Source organism: Pseudomonas trivialis, assembly GCF_001439805.1.
GTDB classification, from domain to species: Bacteria; Pseudomonadota; Gammaproteobacteria; order Pseudomonadales; family Pseudomonadaceae; genus Aquipseudomonas; species Aquipseudomonas trivialis.
Genome location: NZ_JYLK01000001.1, coordinates 221622 through 238348 on the forward strand (window position 1 = coordinate 221622; position 16727 = coordinate 238348).

General features: G+C 61.4%; 11 protein-coding genes and 2 pseudogenes. 8 read left to right on the forward strand and 5 right to left on the reverse strand.

Features of this window, described 5'->3' with window-relative positions; genetic code table 11:
- Positions 1-29: 29 nt before the first annotated feature.
- The 3 genes from TU79_RS00985 to TU79_RS00995 form a co-directional block, all read right to left on the reverse strand.
- On the reverse strand, positions 30-4601 hold the full coding sequence (locus TU79_RS00985; RefSeq protein ID WP_057006305.1) for a hypothetical protein: 4572 nt from the start codon (positions 4599-4601) through the stop codon (positions 30-32).
- Between the two features lie 110 nt (positions 4602-4711).
- Entirely contained in the window at positions 4712-5689 is a 978-nt protein-coding gene (locus TU79_RS00990; protein WP_057006306.1) for an asparaginase, read from the reverse strand.
- Positions 5690-5766: 77 nt separating this feature from the next.
- Positions 5767-7212, reverse strand: coding sequence for an alanine/glycine:cation symporter family protein (locus tag TU79_RS00995; RefSeq protein WP_057006307.1), 1446 nt, complete (start codon positions 7210-7212; stop codon positions 5767-5769).
- Positions 7213-7696: 484 nt separating this feature from the next.
- On the opposite strand from TU79_RS00995, the pseudogene TU79_RS01000 reads away from it, so the two are divergent.
- From TU79_RS01000 to TU79_RS01010, 3 genes and pseudogenes are all read left to right on the forward strand, one after another.
- Positions 7697-7977, forward strand: a pseudogene (locus TU79_RS01000) (DUF3077 domain-containing protein).
- Between the two features lie 221 nt (positions 7978-8198).
- Positions 8199-9408, forward strand: a pseudogene (locus TU79_RS01005) (PAAR domain-containing protein).
- Entirely contained in the window at positions 9405-9794 is a 390-nt protein-coding gene (locus TU79_RS01010; RefSeq protein ID WP_057006308.1) for a hypothetical protein, read from the forward strand. Before TU79_RS01005 ends, TU79_RS01010 begins: the two are co-directional and overlap by 4 nt.
- Before the next feature lie 552 nt (positions 9795-10346).
- Here TU79_RS01010 and aspA read toward each other — a convergent pair.
- Positions 10347-11771 (reverse strand): aspartate ammonia-lyase, encoded by a 1425-nt coding sequence (gene aspA / locus TU79_RS01015; RefSeq protein ID WP_057006309.1) that lies wholly within the window; start codon positions 11769-11771, stop codon positions 10347-10349.
- 182 nt (positions 11772-11953) lie between these two features.
- Here aspA and TU79_RS01020 point away from each other — a divergent pair, with 182 nt between their 5' ends.
- From TU79_RS01020 to TU79_RS01040, 5 genes are all read left to right on the forward strand, one after another.
- Entirely contained in the window at positions 11954-12862 is a 909-nt protein-coding gene (locus TU79_RS01020) for a LysR substrate-binding domain-containing protein (RefSeq protein WP_010566930.1), read from the forward strand.
- Between the two features lie 285 nt (positions 12863-13147).
- Positions 13148-13639: a 5-(carboxyamino)imidazole ribonucleotide mutase gene (gene purE, locus TU79_RS01025; RefSeq protein WP_003231730.1), complete on the forward strand. Its 492-nt coding sequence runs from the start codon at positions 13148-13150 to the stop codon at positions 13637-13639.
- 11 nt (positions 13640-13650) lie between these two features.
- Complete coding sequence (locus tag TU79_RS01030; RefSeq protein WP_057006310.1) at positions 13651-14736, forward strand: 5-(carboxyamino)imidazole ribonucleotide synthase; 1086 nt, start codon at positions 13651-13653, stop codon at positions 14734-14736.
- Between the two features lie 105 nt (positions 14737-14841).
- On the forward strand, positions 14842-15087 hold the full coding sequence (locus TU79_RS01035) for a GlsB/YeaQ/YmgE family stress response membrane protein (RefSeq protein WP_057006311.1): 246 nt from the start codon (positions 14842-14844) through the stop codon (positions 15085-15087).
- Positions 15088-15164: 77 nt separating this feature from the next.
- A complete protein-coding gene (locus TU79_RS01040) occupies positions 15165-15701 on the forward strand; it encodes a DUF3299 domain-containing protein (protein ID WP_050784921.1) in 537 nt (178 codons plus the stop codon).
- A 110-nt stretch (positions 15702-15811) separates the two neighbouring features.
- On the opposite strand, the gene TU79_RS01045 is transcribed toward TU79_RS01040, so the two are convergent.
- Positions 15812-16711 carry a D-hexose-6-phosphate mutarotase gene (locus TU79_RS01045; RefSeq protein WP_057006312.1) on the reverse strand — a complete coding sequence of 300 codons (900 nt, stop codon included), beginning with the start codon at positions 16709-16711 and terminating at the stop codon, positions 15812-15814.
- Positions 16712-16727 lie beyond the last annotated feature (16 nt).

The following is a 16727-nucleotide window of genomic DNA, read 5'->3' on the forward strand; positions in this document are numbered from 1 at the left end:
GAATAAATACGAAGATGGCGTGAGTGCGATCACTGGAAGAACAGCTGCCGGGCTTGTTCAAGGCTTATTTCACTGCGGTAAAACGCAAGCTTCTGCGCTTCGCTCGACCCGTTGCGGAGTAGGTCGGCCGCAGCCCCCAAGCGATGTTCTTCCACGGTTTTCAAGCGCGCCGAGAGATAGGCGCGCGCTGGTGTCCAACTGGCGCTGTAGTGAAAGTGCGCGTACCAGAGCACCTGGTGGTTGCTCTGGTCGGTGATGGTGTATTCGTCCAGATAGTCGGGATGCAGGTTTTTGAGTCGGCGTCGGGTCACGGTTTTCTTGAGGGTGATTGCGTTATGCCGTTTGAGCCATTCGACAGCGGATACGGTGGGCGGGCGCTGCTTGAACAGCGTCAGCACCTGCTCATTGCTCAGCCGATAGAGCTCGGCCACCGCCTCGCTCAGCGCCTTGCTGACCGTGCTGGCGGGTAGTTGTGAGGCGTCGGTGGCATTGCTTTGGGTCAAGGCGCGCTCAATGGCACTGGCGGCGTCCTCGAGCATTTTGGCCTGTTGGTTGTAGGCCCATTCGATCCCCAGGGGGCTGCGTTCGGGCTGTTGCGCCAGGCGCTGCAGGCGTTGGCGCAATGCCGGCAGTTCATCAAGCAGTGCCTGGCCTGTGCGGGTACTGGTGTGTACGTCGATCGTGGCCGGGCTGGCCAATGACGAGGGGAGATGCTCGACCCACATACCCGGTGTTTTTTCATGATAGGTGGCGACGACTTTATGGGTGAACGGCGACAGGATATCCACCAGGCCTGTCTCGAGACCGACATCGCTCAAGCGCGGCTCGCCGATCAGCATGCCGTCGAATCGGGTGCGAATGAACCTTTTCTTCGGCCGTGGCGGTGGGGCGAGCGGGCTGGGGCGGTTTCTGAAGGTTTCCCTTTCGGCACTGAGCACCGCCAGTTGCGTGCTGGTGCGCTGGTTGAATTCCATCAGTTGGCGGCGCAGGTTCTCGAACGGTTCGGCCTCGATATGCGTGGCGTACAGTGAGTGAAAATCCTGCAGGCGCTCGTTCACCAGATCGAATTGTTCGATCAGGCTGCTCAGGGTATCAAAGCGCTCGTCGAGACGGCTCTCACTGCGTTCGTCCAGAGTATCGTGCAGGCATTGGATCGCAACTTCGGCGCTGTCAATAATGTTGCTCAGGGTCTTCCAGGCGTCTGGCAGGGATTGCCGAGTTACGGCCGACAGGCACAGGTCTCGGCCGAGCAATACCTGCAACGCCTTGAGGTAGTCGCTGCTGAAGGCCGGCAATGAGCCCTTGATCGTGGTGATCAGGCGTATGCCGTCACGCTGCAGTTTGCGCAATTCATCAAAGCGTCCCTGCATGTAGTCCAGGCGCTGGATCATCTGCCGATTCATGTCACTCATTTCCTGCGCATTGGCAATGTCGCGTTGCTGCGGCGTGGCATCCTCGCGTTCTATTTGATCAAGTACGCTGCGCAGCATGGGTGTGAAGCGGGTCATGGCCTGGCGGATATCCTCGCGGCTGAGTTCGGTTTGGGCCTTGAGGTAGTTGAGCGCCTTTTGGGCATAGTCCGGCGTGGGCGCGTGCACGTTCAGCTCCTTGAGTTTCTGCAGGGCTGCTTCATAGGCGTCGCGCTGGGTGGCGAGGGTCTGCTGGTACGCCTGGCGCCTGGCCTGCGCAGAGGTTGAGGGCGCTTCATCCATGGCTTGGCGCGCGCGTTGCAATTGGGTCTGGGCGTTTTTCTTGTCCTGTTCGAACGCGCTCAACTGTTGACGCAATTCGTCGGCGCGTTTTTGCGCCAGCGCCTTGGCCTTGCGGATCTGCACTTTCGGCCCGCCGCCGCGCAGACGCAGTCGAGTGTCGATGAACCAGGCACCCTGGCGGTTGCCGATCAACGGTGGGCCGGTACGCTCTGGATCGCTGGGGTCGATGATCTGCACTGCATCGCCTTCATCGACCTGTACTTCGAACCAGCGTGTGCCGACCGGGGCGTAATAGGTGTCGCCATCAGTGTAGAGGTTCACGTAGGGGCCTTCGGCACTGATCGGCTCGCCCAGGTTGTCGGGTTTGGTGACCTTGAAGCGGTCGAGCACTTCGCTCAGACGGGACTGCGTGCGGTTGATCGCGCCAGCAGTCAGCAATGGTCGGGTTGCTGCGGCGCTCGGACTGTCGGCAGCGATATCCGCCAGTTGCTTGATCGATGCCGGCTTGGGCGATGAGGGCCTGGAGGGCGGTGCGGGTAGTTTGGTTGCTGCGCGTCGCTGTGGCGTCGAGCGGGTGGCGACGAGCAATGAGACGGCCATGCCGAGGTTGAGCAGCAAGTCACTGAGGGCGGCCCAGGGTGACTGGCGGTGTGTCTGGGCGTCAGCCACCGCTTGCAGTTGGTCCATGACTTGCCAGATCCACGCTGCGGCGCCAACGGTGGAGCCCATGAACGGCAAGGCGGCGTTGAAGATCAGCCAGCCGGCCCGCTTGAAGGTTTCCCAGCGTGCCTGAGCGTTTGAGACCGACTGGCGGTCGGCCAGGCTTACCAGCGCATGCGTGTTGGCGGTGTACAGGGTGGCGAAGATATCGCCATCGAGGGCGTGCTCGCCCAGCGCCATCGGCCCGCTCAGGGTCCACAGTTTGAGCGGTTCGACCAGGAAGTCCGCGACGGCCCAGGGTGACGGCAGCGCACCGGGGAATACGTAGCGGTTGTAGTCCGCGCGCACCTCGTCGGGCAACCAGGCCAGCACCGCTTCGCGCAGTTGCGACGATTGCTGGATGGCATACAGCGCGTTGGCCGTGGACGGGTATTGGATCAGCGGCGGGTCAAGCAAGGGTCGGTAGAGCAGGCAGGGACCGGCGCCGGAATCTTTTGGGCCGATGATGTACATATTGCTCACTTTGTCCGGTGCTGCGTCGGTGCGACGTTGCGGCACAAACGCCAACTCACGGATCACGATGGGTTGCTCGTCCACCACGCGGTCCGCAACCTGGGCCTGCATCAGCGCGGCCACATAGCGGTAACCGCGCTCATCAATTCCGTGCTGCCCGCGTATCTTGCATTGCAGTGCCAGCAACGGCAGTTGTACCTGCAGGTGCTGGGTGTAGAGCGTGCGACGCCGCGCGCACTCTTCTGCATCCTGCAGCAGCGTACGGTTGATCAGGGCCGGGTAAGTGCTGCCGATGTCGGCGCGTTTGACCAGGCTTTCCACATACTCGACGGTGAGCCAGGCCGGCAGTACGCCACCCTTGGTGCGCCGCAGGGTCTTGTTTCCCAGAGGCACGGCGATCAGGTTTTGCAGGGCCAGTTCTGTGAGGCTCAACACCGTCGTATCGATTCGCCCTGGCAGGGTAAACGCGCCCCACACCACCGGGCTCTTGACCACCAGCTCGACTTTCTCCAGCAGGTGTGGGCCTGCGGCGGGGTGGTCCTTGAGCATTTCGGCGTTCAGTTGGTTGAGGGCGTAGGTCTGGATCGATGCGATTGCGTCCAGATAGGTCTTGCCCTCATTAAGACGATGCAGGGTCGCCAGGTCTTTGAGGTGGCGTGAACTGGCGTTCAGGTCCGGGGTGCTGGCCGACTTCAACCAGTCGGGCAAGGCTTGTTCGTACTGCCCCAGGTCGACGCCTGCGCCGGCTACCGCAGCGTTGGGCGGCCCAGCGAGTGGCGCGGCGCTGGCGTGGCCGTAACGCACGTCGGAAAAGTCCAGCCTGTTGATGGCTTCGATCTGCACCGCGATCAGTGCGCACGCCAGGTAGTCGAAATAATCGCCGGCCGGCTCCACCAGTCGCCATTGCACGTTGCCGTGGTCGATCGACGAGTCCAGAGTGCCTGGTAGCGCGGCACCCAGTTGATCAAAGGAAGTGAAGCGGTCAAAGCCATCGAGCAGTGAGTGGGTGAGAATTACTGTCTTATTGTCCTGGGTGCCGACCAGCACCGTGATCAGGTGTTCGTAGAGGTGGCGAGCCTGGCCCTGCTCGTCGACGGCTTCCATCTCCAGAAGGTAGGCGCGGGTGCCGTAGGGGTCCTGGGCGCGCCTGCTTGTCTGATCCGGAGTGCGGAATAGCTGGCGAGCCATGATGCAGTCCGGTTCTGCCCAGCCCTCGATGCGATCCACGTTCCACATTTGCCGCAAGGTAGCGGCCAGTTGTTGCCAGTGCGGCGTGTCGTTGCCATTGCTCGCGTTCCAGTAGGCGAGTTGCTGGTCTTTGTAGCCGCTGATCATCACTGGCGCCAGCACATTGGTCAGGCCAGCGATTTCGTCGATGCGCACCGGCAAATGCACGGGCGGGTCGGCCACCGGTTGCCGGGTGAGGAAGTGTTCGCCTTCGATGTAGAGCGCCGGTACCGCCAGCACCGCCTGCCTGGCCAGTACATCGGTCAGTGCCTGGAACTGTGGCGGGCGGGCCACCACCTGGTCTTCGACGATTTCCCATACGGGAGTGCCGACCAGTGTGTTTTCGGGGTCGATGTCCAGCGTCGGGTAGCGTTCGCGCAGTTGCTCGCGCAGCAGCACGGCGGCGACGTCTCGAAACGAGGGGCCGACTGACAGTTGTGCCAGCAGCGTGGCGGCAAGGTTGGGGCGTGGGGGAAGCGTTGAAGCCATGGAAAACTCCTGACGAGCCTGGGAATGGAAACAACCCGAGGGCATGCCTGGGGTGTTGCCATACTAGGAACCGCTCGGTCAGGAGGGCGGTGATTATGTAAGGGCGGGCCTCAGCCCAGCTCACCGCACAGGTTGCCTTCCACCAGGCGCCGCACTTCGGCGTGATCCAGCCCGGCACCCAGCAGCGCGTTGAGTTTGCCGAACGCCGCTTCGCGGGTCATGCCGCCACCCGACAGCACGCCCACACCGCGCAGGCGGCTGCCGGCTTCGTAGATGTCCAGTTCCACGCCGCCTTCATGGCATTGGGTGATCGCGACTACGACAATTTCCTTGTCCTGCGCCCGCTGGAGGCCGGCGAGGAAATCGGGGTCGTCGCTGGGGCCGGTGCCGCTGCCGAAGCATTCGAGAATCAGCCCGTGAATGCCGCTGTCGATCAGGCCGTCCAACTGCGCAGCGCCGATGCCCGGCACCAGCGGCAGCACGCCGACGCTGGCCAGGGTTTTCGGCTGGCGATAATCCAGCGCCGCCGGGAGAGCGGTAGCGCGTGCCACGCCGCCCTGACGCTTGAGGGCTGCAAAGGGATTGCGCCCGAAACTGCGGACTTTCGCGCACGCGGTGGGTGCCAGCAGCGCGCCGTGAAAGTGCAGGTGCACACCCGGCGCCAGGCCTGTACCCAGCGCGGCGAGGGCGCCGCTGACGTTCTCCCAGGCATCGCTGTCGGGCACGCCCGCCGGCAGCATCGAGCCGGTGAACACCACCGGCACCGGCAGGCCCAGCAGTTGGAAGCTCATGGCGGCGGCGCTGTAGGCCAGGGTGTCGGTGCCGTGCAGGATCAGCACGGCGTCGCAACCGGCGTCCGTCGCGTCGATCACCGCGGTGCGCAGGCGCTGCCAGTAGGCGGGGGTCATGTTGGCGCTGTCGATCAGCGGCGCCATTTCCTGAAAGCGCCACGCGGGCACGTGCGCATCGGCAAGTTGCTCACGCATGCGCGCTTCAAAACCCGAAGCAGGTGCCAGGCCGTTGGCGCTGGCCTGCATGCCGATGGTGCCGCCGGTGTAGAGCACCATCACGTTGTTGGCTGATTGCATCGAAGAATCTCCTGAACGAAAAACGCCGCCGGGCCCCGAGCATGCCCAAGGCCGGGCGGCGTGTCATTTCTCTAGGCTCAGCGCTGTGGGTGCGCGCTCAGTTCAGCTGCTGGCGCTTCCTGCGGTTTCACAGGATTGGCCGGCCAGGCGCTGCGGTCGAGGTCCAGGTCCGGGAACTGGCTGGAGTCGAACACCGGCGTCTTGATGCCCGCTGCGCGCTGGTTGTCGTAGTCGTTCAGGATGCGCATGGCGATCTTGAACAGGAACGCCAGGGCGAACAGGTTGACGAACGCGAGCAGGGTCATGGTGATGTCGGCGAAGGCGAATACGGTGCTCAGGTTCTCGATCGAACCCCAGAAGATCAGCACCAGCACCAGCGCGCGATAGCCCATCAACACCTTGCGGTTATTGCCGACCAGAAAGCGCAGGTTGCTCTCGCCCAGGTAGTAGTTGTACATGATCGAGGTGAACACGAACAACGCCAGCGCTACCGAGATGAACATGCGGCCCCAGTCACCGACCACGGCGGCCAGGGAGTTCTGGGTCAGGGCAATGCCGTCGCCTTCAAAGCCCGGGGTGTAGAAGCCGGAGAGCAGGATCAGCAGCGCGGTGCAGGTGCAGATCACGAAGGTGTCGAGGAACACGCTGAACGCTTGCACCACGCCCTGGGCAATCGGGTGCTCTACCGAGGCGACGGCGGCCACGTTGGGCGCACTGCCCAGACCTGCTTCGTTGGCGAACACGCCGCGTTTTACGCCCATGATGATCGCGCTGCCCACCAGGCCACCGAAGGCCTGGTCGAGGCCGAACGCGCTCTTGACGATGGTCGCGAGCATGGCCGGTACGTGGTCGAACTGCAGCACGATCACGTAAAGGGTTACGGCGATGTACACGAGGGTCTTGACCGGCACCAGCAGGTCGGCGATCGAGGCGATGCGCTTGATCCCGCCGATGAACACCAGGCCCAGCAACACCGCCAGCGCAAGGCCGGTGTAAGTGGTGTCGAGGCCGAAGGCATTGTTCAGCGAGTGGGTCACGGCGTGGGCTTGCAGGCCGTTGAAGGCAAAGCCGAAGGTCACCAGCAGCAGGAACGCCATGACCATGCCCAGCCAGCGTTTGTGCAGACCGTGCTGGATGTAATAAGCCGGGCCGCCACGGTAGGCGCCGTCAGCGTCGGTGCGCTTGTACAACTGGCCCAGGGAGCATTCGATAAAGCTCGACGACATGCCCACCAGCGCGGTGACCCACATCCAGAACACGGCGCCCGGGCCACCCAGGGTCACGGCAATGCCGACGCCTGCGATGTTACCGGCACCGACGCGGCCTGCCAGGCTGAGCATCAGCGCCTGGAACGAGCTGAGCTGGCCGGAGCTGCTCTTCAGGCTGTCTTTGAACACCGAGAACATGTGGAAAAAGTGACGCAACTGCACGAAACGCGAGCGGATCGTGAAATAACCGCCGAGCCCGACAATGAGCACGATCAGTACTTTCCCTGAGAGGAAGTCGTTGATGACTTCGAGCATGGAGTGTTCCTCGCTGATTTTTTAATGGCAAACGCAGGACGGTACGATGCATCGCTCGGCACCAGGCAGTGCACGACGCTTCGACCCCAATCCTTTTGCGGGTGTTGTTATTCATGCGCTTTCGCGTTGTTCCGGGCCCCGTAACCGATGGCCGCAGACGCGATGAGGGGCGGCACTATACCTAGGTGAGCGCCAGCCGTCTGCAAGGCGCGCAATTGACCGAGGAACGGTCAATCGGAAAAGTCGCGCTGGGGGCCATAAATAGCTTACCTGTGGCGAGCTTGCTCCCTCGCGACAACAGCCATTTGCCACCGGTCGCGAGGGCACGTGCAAGGGTTAATCTCTGCGGCGTCGCTGCTCATCAGCGTCGTCATACAATCAGTCGACGCTTTTTTATGCCCGCTTTTTGTGCTTTATGGCGGCTGTGCGTGGGAGGCCTTGCGCCTGCCGAGTTGCTTGTTCTCGGATTCCAACCTGCGTACAGCTGCCATCCTCAGCCGAAACCATCGGCGCTGCCACCTTCGCAGACTGCGGAACAAAAGCCACCTGAAACTGTTCCGCGTCGACGCCGGGGTTCCGCTTGTGGAAGCCCTCGAACACGCCTCCCACGTGCTCTACTACGCCAAAATGCTCTCCCTTGAAGCCGCCATGGACCCAAGGGCCGAGAGGTTTGCGTTTGCCTCGCATTACTTGGGCGAAATGGGCAAAGCCATCATCGATGATCTGCTGCTGGCGATGCAGCCTGGCAGCCAAACTCCGCAGTAAGCAGTACGCGCCCGGTGCACGGCATCGGGCGCCGCAGATCTATCAGACTTATGCGACGAAACTCACGGAAACGTCCGACTTTACCCTCAGTAAATCCCTCTCCAAAGTTTGGCTTGCCACTGACTCTCCCTTGCTCGTTTACCTCGATTGAAATGCGTCACGCGTCAGTTTTCTTATCGAAACGAGCAGGAAAGCACACCATATGGATAAAGGGCAAAACAATGAGTGAAGGGTACTTTGTTGGTCTAGGCGACAAAACGACATGCGGCGGTGAGATTCTCGATGGTGACCCCAGGGTAAATATGCACGGTGTTCTCCACGCGCGCGAAGGAGACCGAGTAACTTGCGGAAAACATGTAGGGACTTATCAGATTCAAGGCGGTATTTCCCACATTCAAAGTCATGGGAAACGTGTCGCTGGCACGCTGGACAGCTACAGCAGTTGCCCCTGTCGAGCTCGCCTGATTCCCTCGGTGTACTCGGCTACCTACGAAAACCAGAGCGCCGCATCACCCATGGGGCAGCGAGTTGCTTCATCGAATGCATCAGCTGGAAATGGCAGCCCTGTAGCACCGCGTCAATCTGGTTTCGTGCCGTCCGCTCGTACAGCGCCAACGACATTCAGTGGTGCGCACGGCCAGGAGCCTGGCTTCTATATCGTTCCCGAGAGCATGACCCGCGAGGCGCTGGAAGCCACACTTTTGCCATGGAGCTGAAATCGCCAGTTTCATCGGGCAGACCTCAACCTGGTTAGGTGTCAGTGCGGTGGTGATGGAAAAACACCTGAGCAACTTGCGCGACACGCTGCAGGCCATGGAACGCCTCCATCAGGACAGCTATCGGCAGCACGGGCACCTTAGGTCACCGCAGTTCTTTGCTGATCGCCAGCGGTTGATGAATCAGCTGGATGCTCATTTGCTCAACTCCACGGGCCTGCGCGGCCAGACAACCTTGGGCGATCACCCCAAGTTGAAAACGGCCCTGGGTATATCCAGTCGCAGCTTGGTGCATCACTGGGACAAGGCAGGTGGGCCGGGTCAGATTCCGGGGTATGCCGCGCATGTGGAAGCGGTCAGTCGTGCCACGAAGTATATGAAGGCCGGTGGTTACATCGGTATTGGCCTTGGTGGGGGGGCTTCGCTGCTGGCTGTTCAGCAAATATGTAATGGTGAATCTGGAGCTGCTTGCGAAAAGGTTAAGTTTACAGAGAGCGGTAAGTTCGCAGGGGCCACGACGGGTGGTTATATAGGCGGAGAGATAGGTAAGTACGTTAGTGCCCCTATTTGCGTAGCGCTTGGTGTTTCTACGGGTATAGGAGGTGTTGTCTGCGTCGCTGCCATAATAGGGGCTGGGGCGTGGGTCGGTACAACGGTTGGGGAGAGGGAAGGTGAATATATGGGTGAGATAATTTATGAAATTAATCAACTATGACCAGTATCGACACCTGGTCCCCGTGGGTTGCACTCATCGCTACAGGTGGACCAATCCTGCTTGCGATAGTCAACGTTATATACAGTTTGTATCTGCGCAGTCGTCATCTGGATGCCATAAAAGAGGCATTGAAGCACAGCCGTTATGTCTACCTGTGGGGACCGAGTTTGGGGCGCCGGGGTTTGATCTGGTCCCTTTTGGAAATCGTAAAATTCACAGGAATGGTCACCCTGCCAAAAACACACATCCGCCTTGGTGATTTGGACCCTACGGATGCTGAAAATTTTCCTTCCCGCCTCAAGCGGCTATTGCAAATTAAAGCAGTAATGATGATTGGGGGAGGGGTTTGGTTGGGAGTGGTGTTCGCGCTGCTGCAATCCAGGTAGCGTAATGAATACCCGCGAACATTCGCAACATGGCGCTAGGGCTACTACAGGTATAGGGGGCAGTCCGGGTGGTGACAGTAATAGGAGCTGGCGCTTGGGTGGGTACGACTTATGTTGGTGGAGGGGGCGAGCATTTTGGGAGATAAAATTTATGAGGTTTCTCAACCATGACCAGTATCGACTACTTTAGAGATGTAAACCCATACTTATCGACAGCATGGGGACCTTGGATCACCGCAGTTCTTTGCTGATCGTCAGCGGTTGATGCATCAGCAAAAGCCAATTGCCAGCGCACAACCCCTGTGGGAGTGGGCTTGCTCGCGAATGCGCCATACCAGCCACTACATGCGTTGACTGGCCCACCGTCCCAGGCGAACGCTGAAAGGAAGTAAGGGGGAAATGTTTTTATATGAAACGCAGTAGATGAAGGCAAGGGCTTTATATAAGCAGCGCAATGACAGGCAAAAAAAAGAGCCTGAAGAACGAGCCTTCAGGCCCTCAAAAGGTGAGAGGTGTCTAGTCCCTCAGCCTGGTGAGCGGTGCAACAAACACTTAGGCCTTCAGCGGCACCAAGCGTGGAGCAATCATGTTTTCCGGGCGCAGGATGTCGTCGAGCATGGCGTCGTCGAGCAAGCCTTCTTCGCGCACCAGTTCCAGCACGCCGCGACCGCTTTCAAGGGCGATTCGCGCAATGCGGGTGGCGTTTTCGTAGCCGATGTAGGGGTTCAGCGCGGTGACCAGGCCGATGGAGTGCTCCACCAGTTCGCGGCAGCGCGCTTCGTTGGCGGTGATGCCGACGATGCAGTGTTCGCGCAGCATGTCCATGGCGCGTTGCAGCAGGCGGATCGAGTCGAAGATCTTGAAGGCGATCAGCGGCTCCATCACGTTCAACTGCAGTTGGCCGCCTTCGGCCGCCATGGTCAGCGCCAGGTCGTTGCCGATCACCTGAAATGCCACCTGGTTCACGGCTTCCGGGATCACCGGGTTGACCTTGCCGGGCATGATCGAGCTGCCTGGCTGGCGGGCCGGCAGGTTGATCTCGTTGATGCCGGTGCGTGGGCCGCTGGACAGCAGGCGCAGGTCGTTGCAGATCTTCGACAGCTTCACGGCGGTACGCTTGAGCATGCCGGAGAACAGCACGAAGGCGCCCATGTCGGAAGTGGCTTCGATCAGGTCGGCGGCCGGAACCACTGGCTGGCCGCTGATAACGGCCAGGCGTTGCACGGCCAGGGCCTGATAACGCGGGTCGGCGTTGATGCCGGTACCGATGGCGGTGCCGCCCAGGTTCACTTCGGTCAACAGCTCTGGCGCCAGGGTTTTCAGGCGGGCCAGGTCTTCACCGAGGGTAGTGGCGAAGGCGCGGAATTCCTGGCCGAGGGTCATCGGCACGGCGTCCTGCAACTGGGTGCGGCCCATTTTTAGCACATGGCCGAACTCCACGCCCTTGGCGGCGAAGGCCTGGATCAGGCTGTCGAGGCTGGCCAGCAGCGCGTCATGGCCCAGCAGCAGACCCAGGCGGATCGCGGTGGGGTAGGCGTCGTTGGTCGACTGCGCCATGTTCACGTCATTGTTGGGATGCAGGTACTGGTATTCGCCCTTCTGGTGACCCATGGCCTCCAGCGCGATATTGGCGATGACTTCGTTGGCATTCATATTGGTTGAAGTGCCGGCGCCGCCTTGAATCATGTCCACCACGAACTCTTCGTGGAAATCGCCGCGGATCAGGCGGGCACAGGCTTCGCTGATGGCCGCGTGCTTGGCGTCGCTGAGCTGGCCCAGCTCGCGGTTGGCATCCGCCGCCGCCTGCTTGACCATTGCCAGACCGACCACCAATTTCGGGTAATGCGAAATCGGAACGCCCGAGAGGCGGAAGTTGTTCACCGCTCGCAGGGTCTGGATGCCGTAGTACGCTTGGGCGGGTACTTCGAGTACGCCAAGCAGGTCTTTTTCTGTGCGGAATGATGCAGCGGAGGACATGACGGAAATCATCTCGATAAGGACCCGGAACAGGCCGGAACGCTGCGAATGCTAGGCGTGTGGGCGTTTTTGGGCCAATGCTGTTAAACACTGGGCTATGCACAAACGGCATAATGTCGGCGTGACCCGGCTATCATGATGGGCGTGTGTGCCAAATGGGTGCGTGACCTTGGGAGGCAGTGATGAACCTTGAGAGCAAATGGCTGGAAGACTTCAGCGCCCTGGCGGCGACGCGCAGCTTTTCCCAGGCGGCGGAGCGGCGGTTCGTCACCCAGCCGGCGTTCAGTCGGCGAATTCGCAGCCTGGAGGCCGCGTTGGGCCTGACGTTGGTCAACCGTTCACGTACGCCGGTGGAGCTGACGGCGGCGGGGCAACTGTTTCTGGTCACCGCGCGTACGGTGGTCGAACAACTGGGCGAAGTGCTGCGCCATTTGCATCATCTGGAAGGCGGGCAGGGCGAAGTCATGCAAGTGGCCGCCGCCCACTCCCTGGCGCTGGGCTTCTTCCCGCGCTGGATCGCCCAACTGCGCAACGAAGGTTTGAACATCGCCACGCGGCTGGTCGCCACCAACGTCGGCGACGCCGTGCACGCCCTGCGTGAAGGCGGCTGCGACCTGATGCTGGCGTTCTACGACCCGGATGCCGCGATGCAGATGGACGCCGAGATCTTCCCCTCGCTGCACCTGGGCAACACCGAAATGCTCCCGGTGTGCGCCGCCGATGCTGATGGCAAGCCGCTGTTCGATCTGGAGGGTGAGGGCAGCGTGCCGCTGCTGGCCTACAGCGCCGGCGCATTCCTCGGGCGCTCGGTGCATTTGCTGCTGCGCCAGCGCGCGCTGCGCTTCACCACCGTGTACGAAACCGCGATGGCCGACAGCCTCAAGAGCATGGCGCTGGAAGGCCTGGGCATTGCCTGGGTGCCGCAACTGAGCGTACGGGCAGAATTGGCCCGAGGCGAGTTGGTGGTGTGTGGCGGGCCGCAGTGGCATGTGCCGCTGGAGATTCGCCTGTATCGCTGCGCATTGGTGCGCAAGGCGAATGTACGGTTGTTGTGGCGCAAGCTCGAAGGGGGCGCCGCGCAAAACACCTGAGTTCAATCTCGGGCCCAACACAGGACACACCGTAATCGGGAGCAAGCCCCCTCCCACACTATTTTGCGGTGCTTTGGACTGACTCTTAAGTCAATAAAACCGCCACTTTGCACCGCTGGACAGATGGTCATCCAAGGGGCTGTTTATCCCGATTATTACGGTATACTGCGCGGCCTTCGGCCGGTCCAACCGGCCTTATTTCGTACACCAAGCCACGCCGGACTTCCTGCGTGGCTTGTTGTTTTTTGACGCGCCTGCGGGCGCCCAGAGAGAAGAGGCACGACGATGAGTGCATTGGTTGGCGTGATCATGGGCTCCAAGTCCGATTGGTCCACCCTTAGCCACACCGCCGATATGCTGGAAAAACTCGGCATTGCGTACGAAGTGAAGGTGGTCTCCGCCCACCGCACTCCGGACCTGCTGTTCCAGTATGCCGATGAAGCAGAATCCCGTGGCATCGAGGTGATCATCGCCGGGGCCGGCGGTGCGGCGCATTTGCCGGGCATGTGTGCGGCCAAGACCCACCTGCCTGTGCTTGGGGTGCCGGTGCAGTCGTCGATGCTCTCGGGCGTGGACTCGCTGTTGTCCATCGTGCAGATGCCCGCCGGCATCCCGGTGGCGACGCTGGCGATCGGCAAGGCCGGCGCGATCAACGCCGCCTTGCTGGCGGCCAGCATCCTGGGCGCCAAGCACCCGCAATTTCACGCGGTGCTGAAAAAATTCCGTGCCGAGCAGACAGACAGCGTGCTGGACAATCCAGACCCACGCATCGCCTGAGGTTGTTATTGATGAAAATCGGTGTAATCGGTGGCGGCCAACTGGGTCGTATGCTGGCTCTGGCGGGCACCCCGCTGGGGATGAACTTCGCTTTCCTGGACCCTGCGCCGGACGCCTGCGCGGCCGCCCTGGGTGAACACCTGCGCGCTGACTACAGTGACCCGGATCACCTGCGCCAACTGGCCGAGGAAGTCGACCTGGTGACCTTCGAGTTCGAAAGTGTCCCGGCTGAAACGGTGGCGTTCCTGTCGCAATTCGTGCCGGTGTACCCGAGCGCCGAAGCACTGCGCATTGCGCGCGACCGCTGGTTCGAAAAAAGCATGTTCAAGGACCTGGGTATTCCGACCCCGGACTTCGCCGACATTCAGTCCCAGGCGGACCTGGACGCCGCCGTCGCCCGCATCGGCCTGCCGGCGGTGCTCAAGACCCGCACCCTGGGTTACGACGGCAAGGGCCAGAAGGTGCTGCGCACCGAGGCCGACGTGGTGGGCACCTTCGCCGAGCTGGGCAGCGTCGCCTGCCTGCTCGAAGGCTTCGTGCCGTTCACCGGCGAAGTGTCACTGATCGCCGTGCGTGCCCGTGATGGCGAAACCCGTTTCTACCCGCTGGTGCACAACACCCACGACAGCGGCATCCTCAAGCTGTCCGTGGCCAGCACCGAGCACCCGTTGCAGGCCCTGGCCGAAGACTATTCCAGCCGCGTGCTCAAGCAGCTGGACTACGTCGGCGTGATGGCTTTCGAGTTCTTTGAAGTGGACGGTGGCCTCAAGGCCAACGAAATCGCGCCACGGGTGCACAACTCCGGGCACTGGACCACCGAAGGCGCCGAGTGCAGCCAGTTCGAAAACCACCTGCGGGCGGTAGCGGGCTTGCCGTTGGGCTCCACGGCCAAGATCGGCGAGAGCGCCATGCTCAATTTCATCGGTTCGGTGCCGCCCGTGGAGCGTGTAATTGCCATCGATGATTGCCACCTGCATCACTACGGCAAGGCCTTCAAGGCCGGGCGCAAGGTCGGTCACGCCAACCTGCGTTGCAAGGACCGTGCGACGCTGCAGGCGCAGATCCTCAAGGTCGAAGCGCTGATCGCCGAACAATAAGCCTGGCAATGGCGGGAACCATTGGTCGTCGCTGTCCCTCTGATTGCAGGATGGCAAAGCCTGACCAGGCTTTGGCATGACTCACACCAATCAGAGGGAAATGCCATGGGTATCATCGGAACCATCTTTATCGGCTTGATCGTCGGCCTGCTGGCGCGCTTCCTCAAGCCCGGCGACGACAGCATGGGCTGGATCATGACCATCCTGCTGGGTATCGCCGGCTCCCTGGCCGCGACCTACGGTGGTCAGGCGCTGGGTATCTACCAGGCCGGTCAAGGCGCTGGCTTCATCGGTGCACTGGTCGGTGCCATCGTGCTGCTGGTGATCTACGGCCTGATCAAAAGGAAGTAATCAGCCGACAAAGTCCTCTGCGCTGCGCAGGCGCAGAGGGCTAGAATACTCGGCACTTGAACTTGCCGAGCTTCTCCATGCGCCGTCTACTGCTGACACTCCTCTTGCTGGGCTCAGGCCTGGCGCACGCCGGTGAACTGCCGGAAACCGACTGGCTCGACCTGATGCCCCTGTCGGACCAGAAAGCCCTCGAAGCCATGCCCGAGATCGACCACAACTCCCCCGAAGCCCAAGGCACATTCACTGACAAGGGTGGCCTCAAGCAAAGCAAGGGGTTGCCGGCGGTGATGTATTCCACCAAGACCGTGGCTGCCATGAACGGCAAGAACATCCGCATTGGCGGCTACCCGGTGCCGCTGGAAACCGATGCCAAGGGCCGCAGTACGCTGTTCTTCCTGGTGCCATACCCGGGCGCGTGTATCCACGTGCCGCCACCGCCGCCCAACCAGTTGGTGCTGGTGCGCTATCCCAAGGGGCTGAAGCTGGATGATATCTACACGCCGCTGTGGGTCACGGGGACGCTGAAGGTGGAGAAGGTGAATAACGATTTGGCGGACGCGGCGTATGCGCTGGATGCGGGGAAGGTCCGTGTAGTGAAGGAATCCGACCTGTAAGAAACCTGCCCGTGCGGGCGCTGGCTTGCCTGCGATGCAGAGGCCTCGGTGTGTCAGTAATACCGAGGTGATGCTATCGCAGGCAAGCCAGCTCCCACATGGAATCGGGTTTACAGGGGGACGGCTGTGATGCTCACGGCCAGGGAGTGGCTTTCGCCCGGGGCCAATGCCACCACATCATCCAGCACATTCGCCGTCTCGATGCACAACATTCCCTGCCAGCCATCGTCGGCCATGTCGTCGAAGGCCTTGGCGCGTTCGGTCCACGGGTTCCAGATGACGGTGGAGTGGGAGCCCTGGCTGGTGAGCTGGATGCGGCGCTGCCAGTCGTTGTCGACGATGTTGAGCTGCGTCGGAGTGTCGAGATAGATACGGTCGGTCTCGGCGGCGAACGGTAGCAGGCCGGACTGCTGTTTCCCGGTCCAGCCATCGGCGGTATCGATATACGCCAGGCCATCCACGCCTTCGACCTGCACGTTGCGCACATCGCTGACGGCGAAATAGGTGTGCAGCGCCTGACTGAGTGTCACGGTGTGGTCGTCACGGTTGTGGCTGGTCAGGCGGATGTGCAGTTGGTCGTCCAGCAGCAGGCTCAGCTTCAGGTCGACCTGATGGGGCCAGCCGGGGAAGCCGCCGGCTGGCGCTGGCAGGACCAGGTCCACACGCAGTGATTCACCTTCGAGTTCGGTCGCAGCCAATTCCCAGATCGCAGTTCGCACAAAACCATGGGCACCGGCCGGCTGTTCGCTCTGGCGCATCGCCTTCACGCTCTGCGGGTTGCGCTCGAACACGCCAAACCACGGCCAGCACACCGGCACACCGGTACGAATGCCTTTGCCTTGCTTGAACACCGCCTCGGGGTTCGGCCAGATCAGCGGCTGCTCGCCTTCACGCTGATAGCTAAAGATATGCGCGCCCTGTTGGGCCACCATCAGTTCGGCGCCGTTGTGGCGAATACGCCAGCAGTCCAGTTCGTCGATCTTTACGGTTTCAACGTGGGGCGTCGGCATATCACGGCTCTCTCAA